Annotated in this window: 12 protein-coding genes and 4 tRNA genes; all 16 read right to left on the bottom strand. The window is 62.7% G+C overall.

Features of this window, described 5'->3' with window-relative positions:
• Positions 1-339 precede the first annotated feature (339 nt).
• The 16 genes from ACIPZG_RS03420 to ACIPZG_RS03345 all read right to left on the bottom strand — a co-directional run bounded on the left by ACIPZG_RS03420 (position 340) and on the right by ACIPZG_RS03345 (position 15,459).
• Positions 340-416: transfer RNA gene (locus tag ACIPZG_RS03420), tRNA-Arg, on the bottom strand.
• Between the two features lie 72 nt (positions 417-488).
• Positions 489-565, bottom strand: a tRNA-Arg gene (locus ACIPZG_RS03415).
• Positions 566-638: 73 nt separating this feature from the next.
• Positions 639-715 (bottom strand) — tRNA-Arg (locus ACIPZG_RS03410).
• A 107-nt stretch (positions 716-822) separates the two neighbouring features.
• A tRNA-Ser gene (locus tag ACIPZG_RS03405) sits at positions 823-913 on the bottom strand.
• Positions 914-984: 71 nt separating this feature from the next.
• Positions 985-1,173 carry a carbon storage regulator CsrA gene (gene csrA, locus ACIPZG_RS03400; protein ID WP_003254503.1) on the bottom strand — a complete coding sequence of 63 codons (189 nt, stop codon included), beginning with the start codon at positions 1,171-1,173 and terminating at the stop codon, positions 985-987.
• A 168-nt stretch (positions 1,174-1,341) separates the two neighbouring features.
• Positions 1,342-2,577, bottom strand: coding sequence for an aspartate kinase (locus tag ACIPZG_RS03395; protein WP_400710189.1), 1,236 nt, complete (start codon positions 2,575-2,577; stop codon positions 1,342-1,344).
• 83 nt (positions 2,578-2,660) lie between these two features.
• Positions 2,661-5,285: an alanine--tRNA ligase gene (gene alaS / locus ACIPZG_RS03390; protein ID WP_400710186.1), complete on the bottom strand. Its 2,625-nt coding sequence runs from the start codon at positions 5,283-5,285 to the stop codon at positions 2,661-2,663.
• 386 nt (positions 5,286-5,671) lie between these two features.
• Positions 5,672-6,679 (bottom strand): succinylglutamate desuccinylase, encoded by a 1,008-nt coding sequence (astE, locus tag ACIPZG_RS03385; protein WP_400710184.1) that lies wholly within the window; start codon positions 6,677-6,679, stop codon positions 5,672-5,674.
• A gap of 10 nt (positions 6,680-6,689) precedes the next feature.
• Positions 6,690-6,980, bottom strand: a complete 291-nt coding sequence (locus ACIPZG_RS03380) for a topoisomerase II (protein WP_400641743.1) — start codon at positions 6,978-6,980, stop codon at positions 6,690-6,692.
• 14 nt (positions 6,981-6,994) lie between these two features.
• Positions 6,995-8,344, bottom strand: a complete 1,350-nt coding sequence (gene astB, locus ACIPZG_RS03375; protein WP_400710182.1) for an N-succinylarginine dihydrolase — start codon at positions 8,342-8,344, stop codon at positions 6,995-6,997.
• Between the two features lie 23 nt (positions 8,345-8,367).
• The gene (gene astD / locus ACIPZG_RS03370) at positions 8,368-9,831 is read right to left on the bottom strand and encodes a succinylglutamate-semialdehyde dehydrogenase (RefSeq protein ID WP_400710179.1); all 1,464 of its coding nucleotides are present in this window, start codon (positions 9,829-9,831) and stop codon (positions 8,368-8,370) included.
• Positions 9,828-10,859 (bottom strand): arginine N-succinyltransferase, encoded by a 1,032-nt coding sequence (astA, locus tag ACIPZG_RS03365; RefSeq protein WP_400710176.1) that lies wholly within the window; start codon positions 10,857-10,859, stop codon positions 9,828-9,830. Before astA ends, astD begins: the two co-directional genes overlap by 4 nt.
• Before the next feature lie 52 nt (positions 10,860-10,911).
• A complete protein-coding gene (aruF, locus tag ACIPZG_RS03360; RefSeq protein ID WP_400710173.1) occupies positions 10,912-11,931 on the bottom strand; it encodes an arginine/ornithine succinyltransferase subunit alpha in 1,020 nt (339 codons plus the stop codon).
• 131 nt (positions 11,932-12,062) lie between these two features.
• Positions 12,063-13,283: an aspartate aminotransferase family protein gene (locus tag ACIPZG_RS03355; RefSeq protein WP_400641740.1), complete on the bottom strand. Its 1,221-nt coding sequence runs from the start codon at positions 13,281-13,283 to the stop codon at positions 12,063-12,065.
• 330 nt (positions 13,284-13,613) lie between these two features.
• Entirely contained in the window at positions 13,614-14,594 is a 981-nt protein-coding gene (gene argR / locus ACIPZG_RS03350; protein WP_400710170.1) for a transcriptional regulator ArgR, read from the bottom strand.
• A gap of 100 nt (positions 14,595-14,694) precedes the next feature.
• Positions 14,695-15,459, bottom strand: coding sequence for an ABC transporter ATP-binding protein (locus ACIPZG_RS03345; protein WP_008096710.1), 765 nt, complete (start codon positions 15,457-15,459; stop codon positions 14,695-14,697).
• Between the last annotated feature and the right edge of the window lie 10 nt (positions 15,460-15,469).

Here is a 15,469-nt window from a genome sequence, read left to right as displayed (position 1 = left end):
AATCAATCGGTCAGATCAATCTGTATGTAGCTTGTTAAGGAGTAACTACTGGGTAAGTCCATGGTGGTATTCCACAAGCCCCGGCGGGGCTGACGGGCGCAATCATACACTGCCTAAGCTGTCAGATCGCTTAAAATTTTGGCCAGAACAATCGTTTGCGCGATAAAGCTAGGACAACGCTCGAAGCCATCAGTGCGACGGCGGGCGCGGAACAAAGAACACATCCGCCGCACAAAAGAATGTCGGACCGGTTTCTTTGCAGTCTAGTCAGGCATCACCGACAAAGCGGTGAAAACAGAAAACAAAAAGCCCGCTCAAATGAGCGGGCTTCTTGATGTATGGCGGACTCAGCAGGATTCGAACCTGCGACCGCTCGGTTCGTAGCCGAGTACTCTATCCAGCTGAGCTATGAGTCCGTGGTTGGTAGTTTTAGACCAGATTACCACTGGCTTGTTGAAGTGCCTTTGCAAGCAGAGCCACTTCAAAAGTGGCGGACTCAGGAGGATTCGAACCTCCGACCGCTCGGTTCGTAGCCGAGTACTCTATCCAGCTGAGCTATGAGTCCGTAGTTGGTAGTTTTAGACCAGGTTACCACTGGTTGGTTTGAAGCAGCTTCTTAAGCAAAGCCACTTCAAAAGTGGCGGACTCAGGAGGATTCGAACCTCCGACCGCTCGGTTCGTAGCCGAGTACTCTATCCAGCTGAGCTATGAGTCCGTGTCTTGCCGCGCATTATAGGTCGCTAAATCATTTTAGCAAGAACTTTTTTCGTTTAATTTCAACGACTTAGCGTTCTTACCGATTACAGCGCCCTAAGCGAATAATGGCGGTGAAGGGGGGATTCGAACCCCCGATACCCTTATGAGGTATACTCCCTTAGCAGGGGAGCGCCTTCGGCCACTCGGCCACCTCACCGCAACACGAGGCGAATATTAAACAGGCTCTTCCTCGTTTGCAACCCTTTTTTTTAAAAAACTTCAAAAAAATTAAAGGCTTGGCTCTTCATCCTTCTCTTTCTTGATCCGCAGGTAGATTTCCTCGCGGTGAACGGCCACTTCCTTGGGCGCGCTGACGCCAATACGCACCTGGTTGCCTTTTACACCGAGCACCGTCACGGTGATCTCGCCGTCTCCAATGATCAGGCTCTCGGCGCACCGACGAGTCAGAATCAACATAGCTTTCTCCTTACGCAAAACAATTCAGGGATAACAGTCTGGGAATGCCAGGCCATGGCCGCGGACAACCGCACAAGGCCTGGATGATCGCCACGCCGACAGGACAGGGCCTGCGTGGCGAGCAGAAACGCGAAGGGCGCGGCTTAGCCGCGCCCTTCAGGCAAAGCCTTACTCACCCTGTCGGGCAGGCGCATCGAGCTCGAACGCGGTGTGCAGCGCGCGAACGGCCAGCTCCAGGTACTTCTCTTCGATCACTACCGAAACCTTGATCTCGGAAGTGGAGATCATCTGGATATTGATGCTCTCCTTGGCCAGGGCTTCGAACATGCGGCTGGCAACACCTGCGTGGGAGCGCATGCCAACGCCGACGATCGACACCTTGGCGATCTTGATGTCGCCGACCACTTCGCGGGCACCGATTTCACGTGCAGTGTTTTCCAGCACGGTGTGGGCCTTCTCGTACTCGTTGCGGTGTACGGTGAAGGTGAAGTCGGTGGTGTTATCGTGCGAAACGTTCTGCACGATCATGTCCACTTCGATGTTCGAAGCGCTGATCGGGCCGAGGATCTTGAAAGCGACGCCCGGGGTGTCCGGCACGCCACGAATGGTCAGCTTGGCTTCATCACGGTTGAAGGCGATACCGGAAATGATCGGCTGTTCCATGGATTCCTCTTCATCAATGGTAATGAGGGTACCCGGACCCTCCTTGAAGCTGTGCAGCACGCGCAGCGGAACGTTGTACTTGCCGGCGAACTCCACCGAACGGATCTGCAGCACCTTGGAACCGAGGCTGGCCATTTCCAGCATCTCTTCGAAGGTGATCTTCTCCAGGCGGCGCGCCTGCGGCACGACACGCGGGTCGGTGGTGTAGACGCCATCGACGTCGGTATAGATCTGGCACTCGTCAGCCTTGAGCGCGGCCGCCAGGGCCACACCGGTGGTGTCGGAGCCACCACGACCGAGGGTGGTGATGCTGCCGTGCTCGTCGACGCCCTGGAAACCTGCGACCACCACCACGCGCCCGGCCTTCAGGTCGGCGCGAATTTTCTGGTCGTCGATCTGCAGGATGCGCGCCTTGTTGTGCGAGCTGTCGGTGAGAATGCGCACCTGGTTGCCGGTGTAGGACACCGCCGGCACGCCACGCTTGATCAAGGCCATGGCCAGCAAGGCAATGGTGACCTGCTCGCCGGTGGACACGATCACGTCCAGCTCACGTGGAACCGGCTGGTCGGTAATCTGCTTGGCCAGGTCGATCAGGCGATTGGTTTCTCCGCTCATGGCCGACAGCACAACCACCAGGTCGTCGCCCGCCTCACGGTGTTTCTTGACCTTGTCGGCAACCTGCTCGATCCGCTCGATGGAACCGACAGAGGTACCGCCAAATTTCTGTACGATCAACGCCATTTCAATGGTGCCTCAGCCCATACAGGGCCCCAAAAAAACCATCCAACATGAAGGGGCGACGACTAGACCGCCGCCCCCTCATCTCAAAGTCCCTGCTCAGCGAACGGCACAGCCAGCGCCAGGGCCTGGTCCAGCGCAGCGACGTCGACGCCACCACCCTGGGCCATGTCCGGACGGCCACCGCCCTTGCCACCCACTTTTGCCGCGGCTTGTTTCATCAGGTCGCCAGCCTTGAGTTGGCTGGAGAGGTCTTTGGTCACGCCGGCCACCAGCACGACCTTGCCCTCATGCTCACTGCCCAGCAGGATCACTGCGTGGCCGAGCTTGTTCTTCAGCTGATCGACGAGGGCCAGCAGTGCCTTGCCATCCTGCCCATCCAGGCGGGCGGCAAGCACCTTGGCACCCTTGACCTCAACAGCCGCGTTGGAGAGATCATCCCCGGCGGCGCTGGCGGCCTTGGCCTGCAGCTGTTCCAGCTGCTTCTCCAGCTGACGGTTGCGCTCGAGCACCGCCGACAGCTTGTCGATCAGGTTGTCACGATTGCCCTTGACCAGCTGCGCGGCTTCCTTGACCTGCTCTTCGGCAGCGTTCAGGTAGGCCAGCGCGGCGGCACCGGTAACCGCTTCGATGCGGCGCACGCCCGAGGCCACGCCACCTTCGCTGATGATCTTGAACAGGCTGATATCGCCGGTGCGCTTGGCGTGGATACCGCCGCACAGCTCGACGGAGAAATCGCCACCCATGCTCAGCACGCGCACGGTGTCACCGTACTTCTCGCCGAACAGGGCCATGGCGCCCTTGCGCTTGGCGGTTTCGATATCGGTCAGTTCGGTTTCGACCGGGGTGTTCTTGCGCACTTCGCGGTTGACGATGTCTTCCAGGGCCTTGATCTGCGCAGGCGTCACCGCTTCGAAGTGGCTGAAGTCGAAGCGCAGGCGCTGGCTATCGACCAACGAGCCCTTCTGCTGCACGTGATCGCCCAGCACCTGACGCAGCGCTTCGTGCAGCAGGTGGGTGGCGGAGTGGTTCAGCGAAGTGGCGTGCTGCACCTCGGCATCGACCTTGGCTTCAACGGGCGCGCCAATGACCAGTGCGCCGCTGGCGACCACGCCGTGGTGCAGGAAGGCACCGCCGGTCTTGGTGGTGTCGCGCACGTCGAAACGCACGGCACCGGACTGCAGGTAGCCGGTGTCACCGACCTGACCACCGGACTCGGCGTAGAACGGGGTGCGATCGAGGACCACGACGCCCTGCTCGCCTTCACCCAGTTGGTCGACCGACTGACCATCCTTGTACAAGGCGATGACCTTGCCCTGGCCTTCGGTGGCGTCGTAGCCAAGGAAGTCGGTCGCGGTGTCGACCTTGACCAGGCTGTTGTAGTCCATGCCGAAGGCGCTGGCGGAACGGGCACGCTCACGCTGGGCGTCCATCTCGCGCTCGAAGCCGGCTTCGTCGATGGTCAGCTCGCGCTCGCGGGCGATGTCGGCGGTCAGGTCCATCGGGAACCCGTAGGTGTCGTACAGCTTGAACACCACGTCGCCCGGCACCACGTCGCCTTGCAGCTGCGCCAGGTCCTGCTCGAGGATGCGCAGGCCCTGCTCCAGGGTCTTGGCGAACTGCTCTTCTTCGGCCTTGAGCACGCGCTCGATGTGCGCCTGCTGGCCCTTCAGCTCAGGGAAGGCCTCGCCCATTTCGGCTGCCAGGGCCGCGACGATCTGATAGAAGAAGCTGCCCTTGGCGCCGAGCTTGTTGCCGTGACGGCAGGCGCGACGAATGATGCGACGCAGCACGTAGCCACGGCCTTCGTTGGACGGCAGCACGCCGTCGGCGATCAGGAAGCCGCAGGAACGGATATGGTCGGCGACTACTTTCAGCGAAGCCTGGCCGTCGTTGCTGCAACCGATGGCCTTGGCCGCGGCAGTCAGCAGGTTCTGGAACAGGTCGATCTCGTAGTTCGAGTGCACGTGCTGCATCACCGCACTGATGCGCTCCAGGCCCATGCCGGTGTCCACCGACGGCGCTGGCAGCGGGTGCAGCACGCCATCGGCCGTGCGGTTGAACTGCATGAAGACGTTGTTCCAGATCTCGATGTAGCGGTCGCCGTCTTCTTCCGGCGAGCCGGGTGGGCCGCCCCAGATGTCGGCGCCGTGGTCGTAGAAGATTTCGGTGCACGGGCCGCACGGGCCGGTGTCGCCCATGGTCCAGAAGTTGTCGGAGGCGTACGGGGCGCCTTTGTTGTCACCGATGCGCACCATGCGCTCGGCCGGCACGCCGACTTCCTTGGTCCAGATGTCGTAGGCTTCGTCGTCGCTGGCGTAGACGGTGACCCAGAGCTTTTCCTTGGGCAGGTTCAGCCACTGGTCGGAGGTCAGGAAGTTCCAGGCGAAGGTGATCGCATCGCGCTTGAAATAGTCGCCGAAGCTGAAGTTGCCCAGCATTTCGAAGAAGGTGTGGTGACGCGCGGTGTAACCGACGTTTTCCAGGTCGTTGTGCTTGCCGCCGGCGCGCACGCATTTCTGGCTGCTGACGGCGCGCGTGTAGGCACGCTTCTCTGCACCGAGGAAGCAGTCCTTGAACTGGTTCATGCCTGCGTTGGTGAACAGCAGGGTCGGGTCGTTGTTCGGGATCAGCGAACTGGAGGCGACTCGGGTGTGTCCCTGCTCTTCGAAGAAGCGAAGGAAGGCTTCACGGATTTCTGCGCTTTTCATAGGTTCTTCCACGGAAACGGCGGCCCTTGGGGCAAACGCGTCGACGAAACGACGGCAAAGGGCCGCATTATATCGGTCCTGCAGTCTCGGTGCAGTGTGTTTATGCGATAGAAAGCGTCGAACGGATGGCTTTTCAGCTCATGCAAACGAAAAAGACATTACCGGATGCTAAATGCTGGCTTTTGCCGCTGGCAAGCCAATTACCGCCCAAGGGAAGGGAAAATGGAACAGACGGTGAATTCAGTTCGCTCAAGGGGTGGATTGGGATCCAATTGTGCCTGTTCGGGCCCTATCGCCGGCAAGCCGGCTCCCACAGGGAGAGTGCAGAGCCTGAGGGCGGTGCTGTACCTGTGGGAGCCGGCTTGCCGGCGATAGGGCCCCAGAAATCAACCCAGCCGCTGGCCCGAGTCCGGCACGATGAGAATCCCGGCGCGCAGCCCATTCTTGACCCGGGGATTGGGGAAGATGATCCGCGCCCCCTCCTCCTCGACCACCCAGCGCATTTCCGCCAGGTCCTCGGCCAGCAGGTAGCCCTTGCTCAGCTCGGAGAAGTTCTCGATATCCGCCGGCAGGTGCAGGTGGAAGCTGTCACTGTGCTTGATGATCTCGCGGGCGACACTGAACAGCTTCAGCCCCTCCAGCGATTCATCGATCTCGGGCTCGGTGTCCTCGATGATGCGGATCAGCCGCTCTTCGAGCTTGTCGAGGTTGACCTGCTCGTTCTGCCCGAACGGTCGCGCCTTGCCCAGCTCCAGGGTAAACGCCTCGGCATCGAGCTGTTCATAGGTGAAGGCACTGAAGGTGATCGACGACTTGCTCTGCAGCAGCACCGCCTCCATGCCGGCCGCCGCCAGGCGAGCCAGCTCGCGGCGAGAATGCTTGCGCCCCTCTTTATAGGGGTACAGGGCGAACTGCTCGATCTTCGAACCACGAATCGCGGTATGCAGGTCGTAATGCAGGCGGGTGCGCTCAGGCTTGCTGAAGAACACCCGGGCGAACTGTTCCAGCTCCGCCGCCCTCAATGCCTCGAAACCACTGGACAGCTCATGGCGGCCGTTGAACAGGCGGTTGATGTCCTGCTCGATGAAGCGCTCGCCCTTGCGGATCGCCACCGGGTTGCCGAACAGAAACAGAAGCCGCGCACGCGGCTTGATCTTGCCGTTTGCCACACCGTGCAGCAGCCGTTCGAGCAGTTCGATCGGCGCTGTCTCGTTACCATGGATACCGGCCGAGAGCAGCAGGTCCAGCCCGCAATCCTCGCCTTCCGGAGGGCGCACTTCCAGTGCGCCCTCGCCCAGCCAGCGCAAACGCACGCCCTTGGGTGTCACTTGGGTCTTCTCGGCCGGCTCGTGATCGGTCAGGGTCAGCTCAAGCAGTTTGCCAAGGGCAAGCATAGGCACTTCCTTAGTGGTGGTGGCCGCAATCGGGGCCATGGACGTGATCGTCGCCTTCCTCGACCTCCGCCGGTTCCATTTCCAGCTGCAGGCTGACCAGGTTGGTGGCCATTGGGCGCAGCAGCAGGTTGGCGTACTCGGCGGCGTCTTCCTCGACGTCCACGCCGATCAGCAGCTGGCCGCGGCCATCCTGCTGAATCCACACTTCCTTGCCTTGCCAGACCACGGCAAAGCGGGTGCAGGAGGTTTCCAGCTGGGTGCCGTCGGTGTCTTCGAGGATCAGGCGCATGGCGTCGGTCATTACAGGTTCTCTCTTCAAGGTTGGCGTTGGAACGGATAGACCGAACCCAACTTCAGGATCTGGGTCAACTCATCCAGCGCGGTACGGCACTCCACCAGCAACTGCGGATCAGCAAGGTCCGCTTCGCCAAGGCGGTCGCGGTAGTGCTTGTCGACCCACTGCAGCAGCGTGTCGTACAACGGGGCGGTCATGATAACGCCTGGATTGACCGCTGCCAGTTCCGATTCCTTCAAAGCCACGCGCAAGCGCAGGCAAGCCGGGCCACCGCCGTTCTGCATGCTCTGCTTGAGGTCGAATACCTTGACCTCCTGTACTGCGCCCCCCTGGGCGGTCAACTGGTTCAGGTACGTCCAGACCCGCTCGTTGTTGCGGCACTCTTCCGGGACCACCAGCAGCATGGAGCCGTCATCGCGGCTGAGCAGCTGGCTGTTGAACAGGTAGGAACGCACTGCATCCTCTACCGTCACTGCCGCGCGTGGCACGCGGACGGCCTGGAAACGGCCGCCCTTGCTGGCCAGTTTAGCTTGTAGTTGGCCAAGCACCGCGTCGGTCTCGAGGAAGGCATCTTCGTGGTAGAACAGCACCTCGCCGTTGCCCACCGCAATCACATCGTTATGGAACACACCCTGGTCGATCACCGCCGGATTCTGTTGAGCGTAGACCACACCGTCGTCGCTCAGGCCATGCAGCCGCGCTACGGCCTGGGAGGCTTCCAGGGTCTGGCGTGCCGGGTATTTCTGTGGCGCGGGGTAGCGGCTGTCGAAGGCGCTGCGGCCATAGACGAAGAACTCGACGCCCGCCTCGCCATAGCGGCGGCAGAAGCGCGTGTGGTTGGCGGCGCCCTCGTCGCCGAACTGCGCCACGGCCGGCAGTGCCGGGTGATGGGCAAAGTGCTTGTCGTCGTTGAACATGGCCGCCAGCACGCGACTGGTGGTCGGGTGCTCGATGCTGCGGTGGTACTTGCAGTTGAGGTTGGCGGCAGTGAAATGCACGCGGCCATCGGCGGTGTCGGCGCTGGGGCTGACGGTGGCCGCATTGGCCACCCACATGCTCGACGCCGAGCAGCTGGCGACCAGCAGGGGCATGGCCTCCTTGGCCGCACGCTGGATCACTTCGGCATCGCTTCCACCAAAGCCCAAGCGGCGCAGCGCAGCCACGTCCGGGCGCTCCTGGGGTGCCAGCACGCCCTGCTGGAAGCCCATGTCGGCCAGCGCTTTCATCTTCGCCAAGCCCTGACGCGCCGCTTCACGCGGGTTGGAGGCCTGCTGGCTGTTGCTCTGCGAAGCCACGTTACCGTAGGACAGGCCGCCGTAGTTGTGGGTAGGCCCCACCAGGCCATCAAAATTCACTTCATAGGATTTCATCGGCAAGGCTCCGTGACCTGTTGTTATAGGGTGACGCCCGGCGTCAGGGACGCCGGCAAGGCAAGGCTGGCGGTCTCCAGCGAAGCCACGGGGTAAGCGCAGTAATCGGCCGCGTAGTAGGCACTTGCCCGATGATTGCCGCTGGCGCCCACGCCACCGAACGGCGCGCTGCTGGCGGCACCGGTCAGTTGCTTGTTCCAGTTGACGATGCCGGCGCGGCTGCGCAGCCAGAAGTACTGGTAGCGGGCACGGGAATCGGACAGCAGGCCAGCGGCCAGGCCGTACTGGGTGTTGTTGGCTTCGTCGATGGCGGCGTCGAAGTCGGCGTAGCGGATCACCTGCAACAGCGGGCCGAAGAACTCTTCATCGCGGCGCTCGGCCACGCCAGTGACATCGAGGATGCCGGGGGTCAGCAGCGCAGCATTCGCCTGCGGCTGGGTCAGCGGCAACAACGCCACTGCGCCCTTGTCGAGCAGTTCGGTCTGGGCCGCCACCAACGCCTGCGCGGCCTGCAGCGAGATCACCGCTCCCATGAATGGTGCAGGCTGCTGATCGAATGCACCGACAGTGAGGCTTTTGCTCACCTCGACCAGTCGCGCGATCAGCGCATCACCCCAGGCACCGTCGGGTACCAGCAGCCGCCGGGCGCAGGTGCAGCGCTGGCCAGCGGAGATGAAAGCCGACTGGATGATGGTGTACACCGCGGCGTCGAGGTCTTTGACCTCATCGACCACCAGCGGATTGTTGCCGCCCATTTCCAGGGCCAGAATTTTGTCCGGGCGTCCGGCGAACTGCTGGTGCAACAGGTTGCCGGTACGGCTGGAGCCGGTGAAGAACAACCCATCGATACCGGGATTGGCAGCCAGTGCCACGCCGGTTTCGCGGGCGCCCTGAACCAGGTTCAGCACACCGGCCGGCAGGCCGGCGGCGATCCAGCAATTGACGGTCAGCTCGGCGACCTTTGGGGTCATTTCGCTGGGTTTGAACACCACGCAGTTACCCGCCAGCAGCGCGGGCACGATATGGCCGTTGGGAAGATGGCCGGGGAAGTTGTAGGGGCCGAATACGGCCACCACACCATGAGGCTTGTGGCGCAACACCGCCGTGGCATCGGCCAGCGGGCCGCTTTTTTCACCCGTGCGCTCGCGATAGCTCTGCACCGAGATCGCCACCTTGTTGACCATGCTGGCGACTTCGGTAGCCGACTCCCACAGTGGCTTGCCGGTTTCCTCACCAATGCAATGGGCCAACGCTTCGGCGTGTTGCTTGAGCTGTTCGGCGAACTTTTCCAGCACGTCGATACGCGCTTCCAGGCTCAACTGCGCCCAGGCCGGGAAGGCCTGGCGAGCCGCCTGCACGGCGGCCTCGACCTGATTGGCAGCGGCGCCCTGCCCTTGCCAGATGACGGCTTGGGTGACCGGGTTGAGTGACTGCAGGGGTTCGCCCTGGCCGGCCTGCCAAGTGCCGGCAATGTAATGCGTGGTCATTTACTGGGCCTCCCGTTTGCCGACAGCGGCACGGCGCGCACGTTGTCGCCTGCGCCCATGCGCAGGCGCTTGGCAGTCAACGGGTCGACCACCAGGGTGCCGGCGGCCAGGCGCGCGGGCGCGGCGGTGATGCGGCAGTCGTCGCGCTTGCGGTTATGGATGATGTAAGGGGTAGCGTCATCGCCTGGCGTGCCGACGGCCAGCACCAGGGTCTGGCTCTCACGCACGGCGCGAATCTTCGAGGTTTCGCATTCGATGGCAGGGCCGGCGTCGAAGATGTCGACGTACCCCTGGTAGCTGAAGCCTTCCTGCTTGAGCATGGCCAGCGCAGGCTCGGTGTCGGTGTGCACACGGCCGATGACACTGCGCGCCGCCTCCGAGAGGAAGCAGGTGTACAACGGGAACTTGGGCATCAGCTCGGCAATGAACGACTTGTTGCCCACGCCGGTGAGGTAGTCGGCCTGGCTGAACTCCATCTTGAAGAAGTGCCGACCGAGGCTTTCCCAGAACGGCGAGTGCCCATGTTCGTCGGACATGCCGCGCATCTCGGCGATGATCTTGTTGCCGAACAGTTCAGGGAACTCGGCAATGAACAGCATGCGCGCCCGCGACAGCAGACGGCCATTGAGGCCGGAACGATGATCGCCGCGCAGGAACAGCGAGCACAGCTCGGAGTTGCCGGTGAGGTCGTTGGCCAGGAACAGGGTCGGAATCTCGCGGTAGATGCCCAGCTCCTGGGAAGCGCTGACCGTCAGGCCGACCCGGTAGTTGTACCAAGGCTCGCGCAGGCCGACAGCGCCGGCGATGGCACTGATACCGACCACCAGGCCTTCGTCGTTCTCCATCACGAACAGGTAGTCGGTGTCGCCACGCTCGGCTTCGCCACGGAAGCTCTTCTCGGCCCAGCCGACGCGATGCCCGAGGCGTTCCTCGTTGGCCGGCAAGGTGGTCAGCCCGGTGGTGCCGGTGCTGCGAGCCAATTCGATCAGCGCGGGTAAATCGCTGCTGCGTACAGGACGAACGATCATGCTATCTCCTTGTGCGGCAGCGAGCGCTGCCGCAAAACTCTGTTCCCAGGCTTCAGACCGCGACCAGGCGCACGCTGGCGCCCTCGCCCACACCCAGCGCATCGGCCGCTTCGGCGCTCAGGCCGACCGGCTTGCCCGGCGCCCAGTCCAGCTCCAGCAGCACCGCGCGGTAGTCCTGCAGCTGGCCGTTGCACACCAGGTACTGACGCCCGCCCTTGGCCGGCGCCTCTTCAAGCTTGACCGGCACCACTCGGCTCTGGGCGATCGAGCGAATACCCGAAGCCCGTGCGTGCAAAGTCGGCCCGCCATCGAAGATGTCGATGTAGTGCTCGGTCTCGAAACCTTCGCGCATGAGAATGTCGAAGGTGATCTGCGCGCGCGGATGGACCTGGCCCATGGCCTCCTGCGCGGCATCGGGCAACAGTGGCACGTAGATCGGGTAGTGCGGCATCAGCTCGGCGAGGAAAGTGCGGCTCTTCAGGCCGCACAGGCGCTCGGCGTGGGCGTAGTTGAGGTCGAAGAAGTTGCGGCCAATGGCGTCCCAGAATGGCGACTCGCCCTGCTCGTCGCTGTAGCCGACGATCTCGGTGACCACCGACTCGGCAAAGCGCTCCGGGTGCGAAGCCATGAACAGCAGGCGTCCGCGCGAGTTGAGCTCGGCCCAGCCGCTGTCGACCAACTCTGGCAGCACGTAGAAGCTGGTCAGCAGGCTGTTGCCGGTGAGGTCGTGGCACAGCGACAGGACGTGGATCTTGTTATGGATCTTCAGCTCGCGCGAGGCGTGCACGAAGGTTTCGTTACGGAAGCTGTAGAACGGCTCGGAATAGCCGGCCGAGGCGACGATGGCCGAGCAACCGGCGAGTTTGCCGGTGGCGCTGTCCTCGAGCACGAAGAAGTAGCTCTCCTCGCCGTTGAAGCTGACTTCGGCAGCGAACGATGTTTCCGAGGCGGCGATCTTGTCGCCCAGACGGGCAGCGTCGTCCGGCAGCGAGGTGACACCAACGGGGCTGTCCGCAGCCATGCGCTGCACTTCGTTCAGATCAGCCATTTGCGCGGGGCGCATCACCAGCATGGTGTCACTCCTTTGGAAAAACTGGCCGTGCACGACGGCGCGAAAAAACGGCGAGCGCCTGCAAGCACGCACCCGCTGTGGAAATCGGGGTTCGCCGGCGCCACCAGGCGCCGGCGAGGATCGCAGGCGAATCAGCCCTTGATCAGGTTGCCCACGGCACGCTCGAAGCGGTCCAGGCCTTCATCGATGTCGGCGTCTTCGACCACCAGGCTCGGTGCGAAGCGCACCACGTCCGGGCCTGCCTGCAGCACCATCACACCTTCTTTTTCGGCGGCGTTGAGGATGTCCTTGGCCTTGCCCTTCCAGGCATCGCTCAGTACACAACCAATCAGCAGGCCGACACCGCGTACCTGGGTGAACAGGCCGGTCTGCTGGCCGATCTTCTCCAGGCGGGTCTTGAAGCGTTCGTGCTTGGCCTTGATACCGGCCAGGGTCTCTGGGGTGTTGATCACGTCCAGTACGGCGCAAGCCACGGCGCAGCCCAGCGGGTTGCCACCATAGGTGGTGCCGTGGGTGCCGACGGCCAGGTGCTTGGCGATTTCACTGGTGGTGAGCATGGCACCGATCGGGAAACCACCGCCCAGGCTCTTGGCGCTGGTGAGGATGTCCGGGGTCACGCCATAGTGCTGGTAGGCATACAGCGAGCCGGTACGGCCGACGCCGGTCTGCACTTCGTCGAAGATCAGCAGTGCATTGTGTTCGTCACACAGCTTGCGCGCGCCTTCCAGGTAGGCCTTGTCGGCCGGCACCACGCCGCTCTCGCCCTGGATTGGCTCGATCACCACGGCGCAGGTCTTGTCGGAAATCTGCGCTTTCAGCGCTTCCAGGTCGTTGTACGGCACATGGCTGATACCGGTGATCTTCGGGCCGAAACCGTCGGAGTACTTCGGTTGGCCACCGACGCTGACGGTGAACAGGGTGCGGCCGTGGAAGCTGTTCACGGTAGCGATGATTTCGTGCTTGTCCGGGCCGAAGCGGTCATGGGCCACGCGACGGGCCAGCTTGAAGGCGGCCTCGTTGGATTCGGCGCCGGAGTTGCAGAAGAAGGCACGCTCGGCAAAGGTGGCGTCGACCAGCTTGTGCGCCAGACGCAGGGCCGGCTCGTTGGTGAAGACGTTGGATACGTGCCAGAGGGTATTGGCCTGTTCGGTCAGGGCCTTGACCAGCGCCGGGTGGCAGTGGCCCAGGGCGTTCACCGCGATGCCGCCGGCAAAGTCGATGAGCTCACGCCCCGACTGGTCCCACACGCGGGAGCCCTCGCCTCGCACAGGAATGAAGGCCGCCGGAGAATAGTTGGGAACCATGACCTGGTCGAAATCGGCACGTTGCACCGGGGCTTGCTCAACGGACATCTGAGTCTCCTGAAGAGGAACGCTGGCCTGAAAATGGCGAGCGATGGGGGGATTGTAAGGACTGATCCGCGCCTGTCCTTGCGGCCAAGCGACAACTTGTTACAGCGCAAAACCCAGTTTTAGCCAGGCTTTCGGCAATGCGACAAACACTGTCGCAATCGCGCAGTGTAACGGCAGCGGGGGGCTGGGTGAACGGGTGTTCACATAAGAAAGGACGGTGGCTGTACCGGCCCTGTCGCCGGCAAGCCGGCTCCCACAGGAACCTGCGGCACCGCGATCATTGTGGGAGCCGGCTTGCCGGCGATAGGGCCCGACTGGACAGCCGAAGTTTCAGCCCTTCTCCGCAGGCGCCGAGCTCAGCTCGAACGGGCTGCTGCTACGCCGCTGGTTGCGGTCTTCGCGCGGTGTGGCGCCAAAGAAGTTGCGATAGGCACTGGAGAAATGCGGCCCCGAGGAGAATCCGCAAGACAAGCCAATCTGGATGATCGACTTGCTGGTCTGCATCAGCATCTGCCGTGCCTTGTTCAGGCGCAGCTCCAGGTAATACTGGCTTGGCACGCGATTGAGGTACTGCTTGAAGATCCGCTCAAGCTGGCGCCGCGAAACGCACACATGCTGGGCGATTTCGTCGGTGGTCAGCGGCTCTTCGATGTTGGCTTCCATCAACAGCACCGCCTGGGTCAGCTTCGGGTGGCTCGAACCCAGCCGATTCTGCAGGGGAATACGCTGGCGCTCGCCGCCCTCGCGAATGCGCTCGACTACCAGCTCCTCGGACACCGCACCCGCCAGCTCCGCGCCGTGGTCGCGGGCCAGCACCGCCAACAGCAGGTCGGTAACCGCCATGCCGCCACAGGCGGTGAGGCGATCGCGGTCCCAGTCGAACAGGTGGCTGGTGGCAATGACCTTGGGGAAGCGCTCGGCAAAGTCGTCCTGCCAACGCCAGTGCACGGCGGCACGGTAGCCATCGAGCAGGCCCAGCATGGCCAGCGGGTATACGCCGGCAGACAAGCCGCCAATCATGCAGCCGCTGCGCGCCACTTGCTTGAGCGCCGTCGACAGCGTCGAACCCACGGACTGTGGCAGCTCATCGGCCAGCAGAAACAGCTTGTGGCACCCTTCCAGGCGGCCAGTCCAGGGCTCGCCTGGAAGGCGCCAGGCACCTTCTTGAGCAGGCTCGGCCTGAAGGAAGACCAGTTCGTAGGCCACATCCGGATGCACCCGCTGGGCCACCTGCAATACCTCTTCCGCCAGCGCCAAGGTCAATGGCTTGGTGCAAGGCCAGATGAGAAAACCGATTCGCTGGGTGGTCATAGGGTAAGGTCCGAAACCTGAGGTCGTTCGCGTCTGTGGCGCCGGGGGCAAGCCGCGCTCGCTGCGCAGCATGCCCTATTCTGGTGCAAAGATGCAGCCTTTACTTCAAGCTGCCCGAGAGAAACTGCTTGAGCCGCTCGGATTGCGGATTGGCCAGCACTTCGCGTGGGCAACCGGTTTCTTCGACCAGGCCTTTGTGCAGGAACACCAGCTGGTTGGACACTTCGCGGGCAAAGCCCATCTCGTGGGTCACCACCACCATGGTGCGGCCTTCCTGGGCCAGGGCCTGCATGACCTTGAGCACATCACCCACCAGCTCCGGGTCGAGCGCCGAGGTCGGCTCGTCGAACAGCATCACCTCGGGCTCCATGGCCAGGGCCCGGGCAATCGCCACGCGCTGCTGCTCGCCACCGGACATGTGCCCGGGGAAGGCGTCCTTGCGGTGCGCGACACCGACCTTGGCCAGGTAGTGTTCGGCCTTCTCCAGGGCTTCCTTCTTGCTCACGCCGAGCACATGCACCGGGGCTTCGATGATGTTCTCGAGCGCGGTCATGTGCGACCACAGGTTGAAGTGCTGGAACACCATCGACAGGCGCGAACGCATGCGCTGCAGCTGGCGCGGGTCGGCCGCCTTGAGCGCGCCATCCTTGCCGGCGACCATCTTCAGCTCTTCGTTGTTGAGCAGGATCTTGCCCGCGTGCGGCTGCTCGAGCAGGTTGATGCAGCGCAGGAAGGTCGACTTGCCCGAACCGCTGGAGCCGATGATGCTGATCACATCGCCTGCCTTGGCCGCCAGGGAGACGCCCTTGAGCACCTCATGGCTGCCATAGCGCTTGTGCAGGTCTTGGACTTCGAGTTTGTACATGCTGTCGGTT

Source organism: Pseudomonas sp. NPDC089395 (assembly GCF_044749525.1).
Lineage (GTDB): Bacteria > Pseudomonadota > Gammaproteobacteria > Pseudomonadales > Pseudomonadaceae > Aquipseudomonas.
The sequence above is the reverse complement of the archived record's forward strand: the minus strand, read 5'-3'. Positions and strand labels throughout refer to the sequence as shown.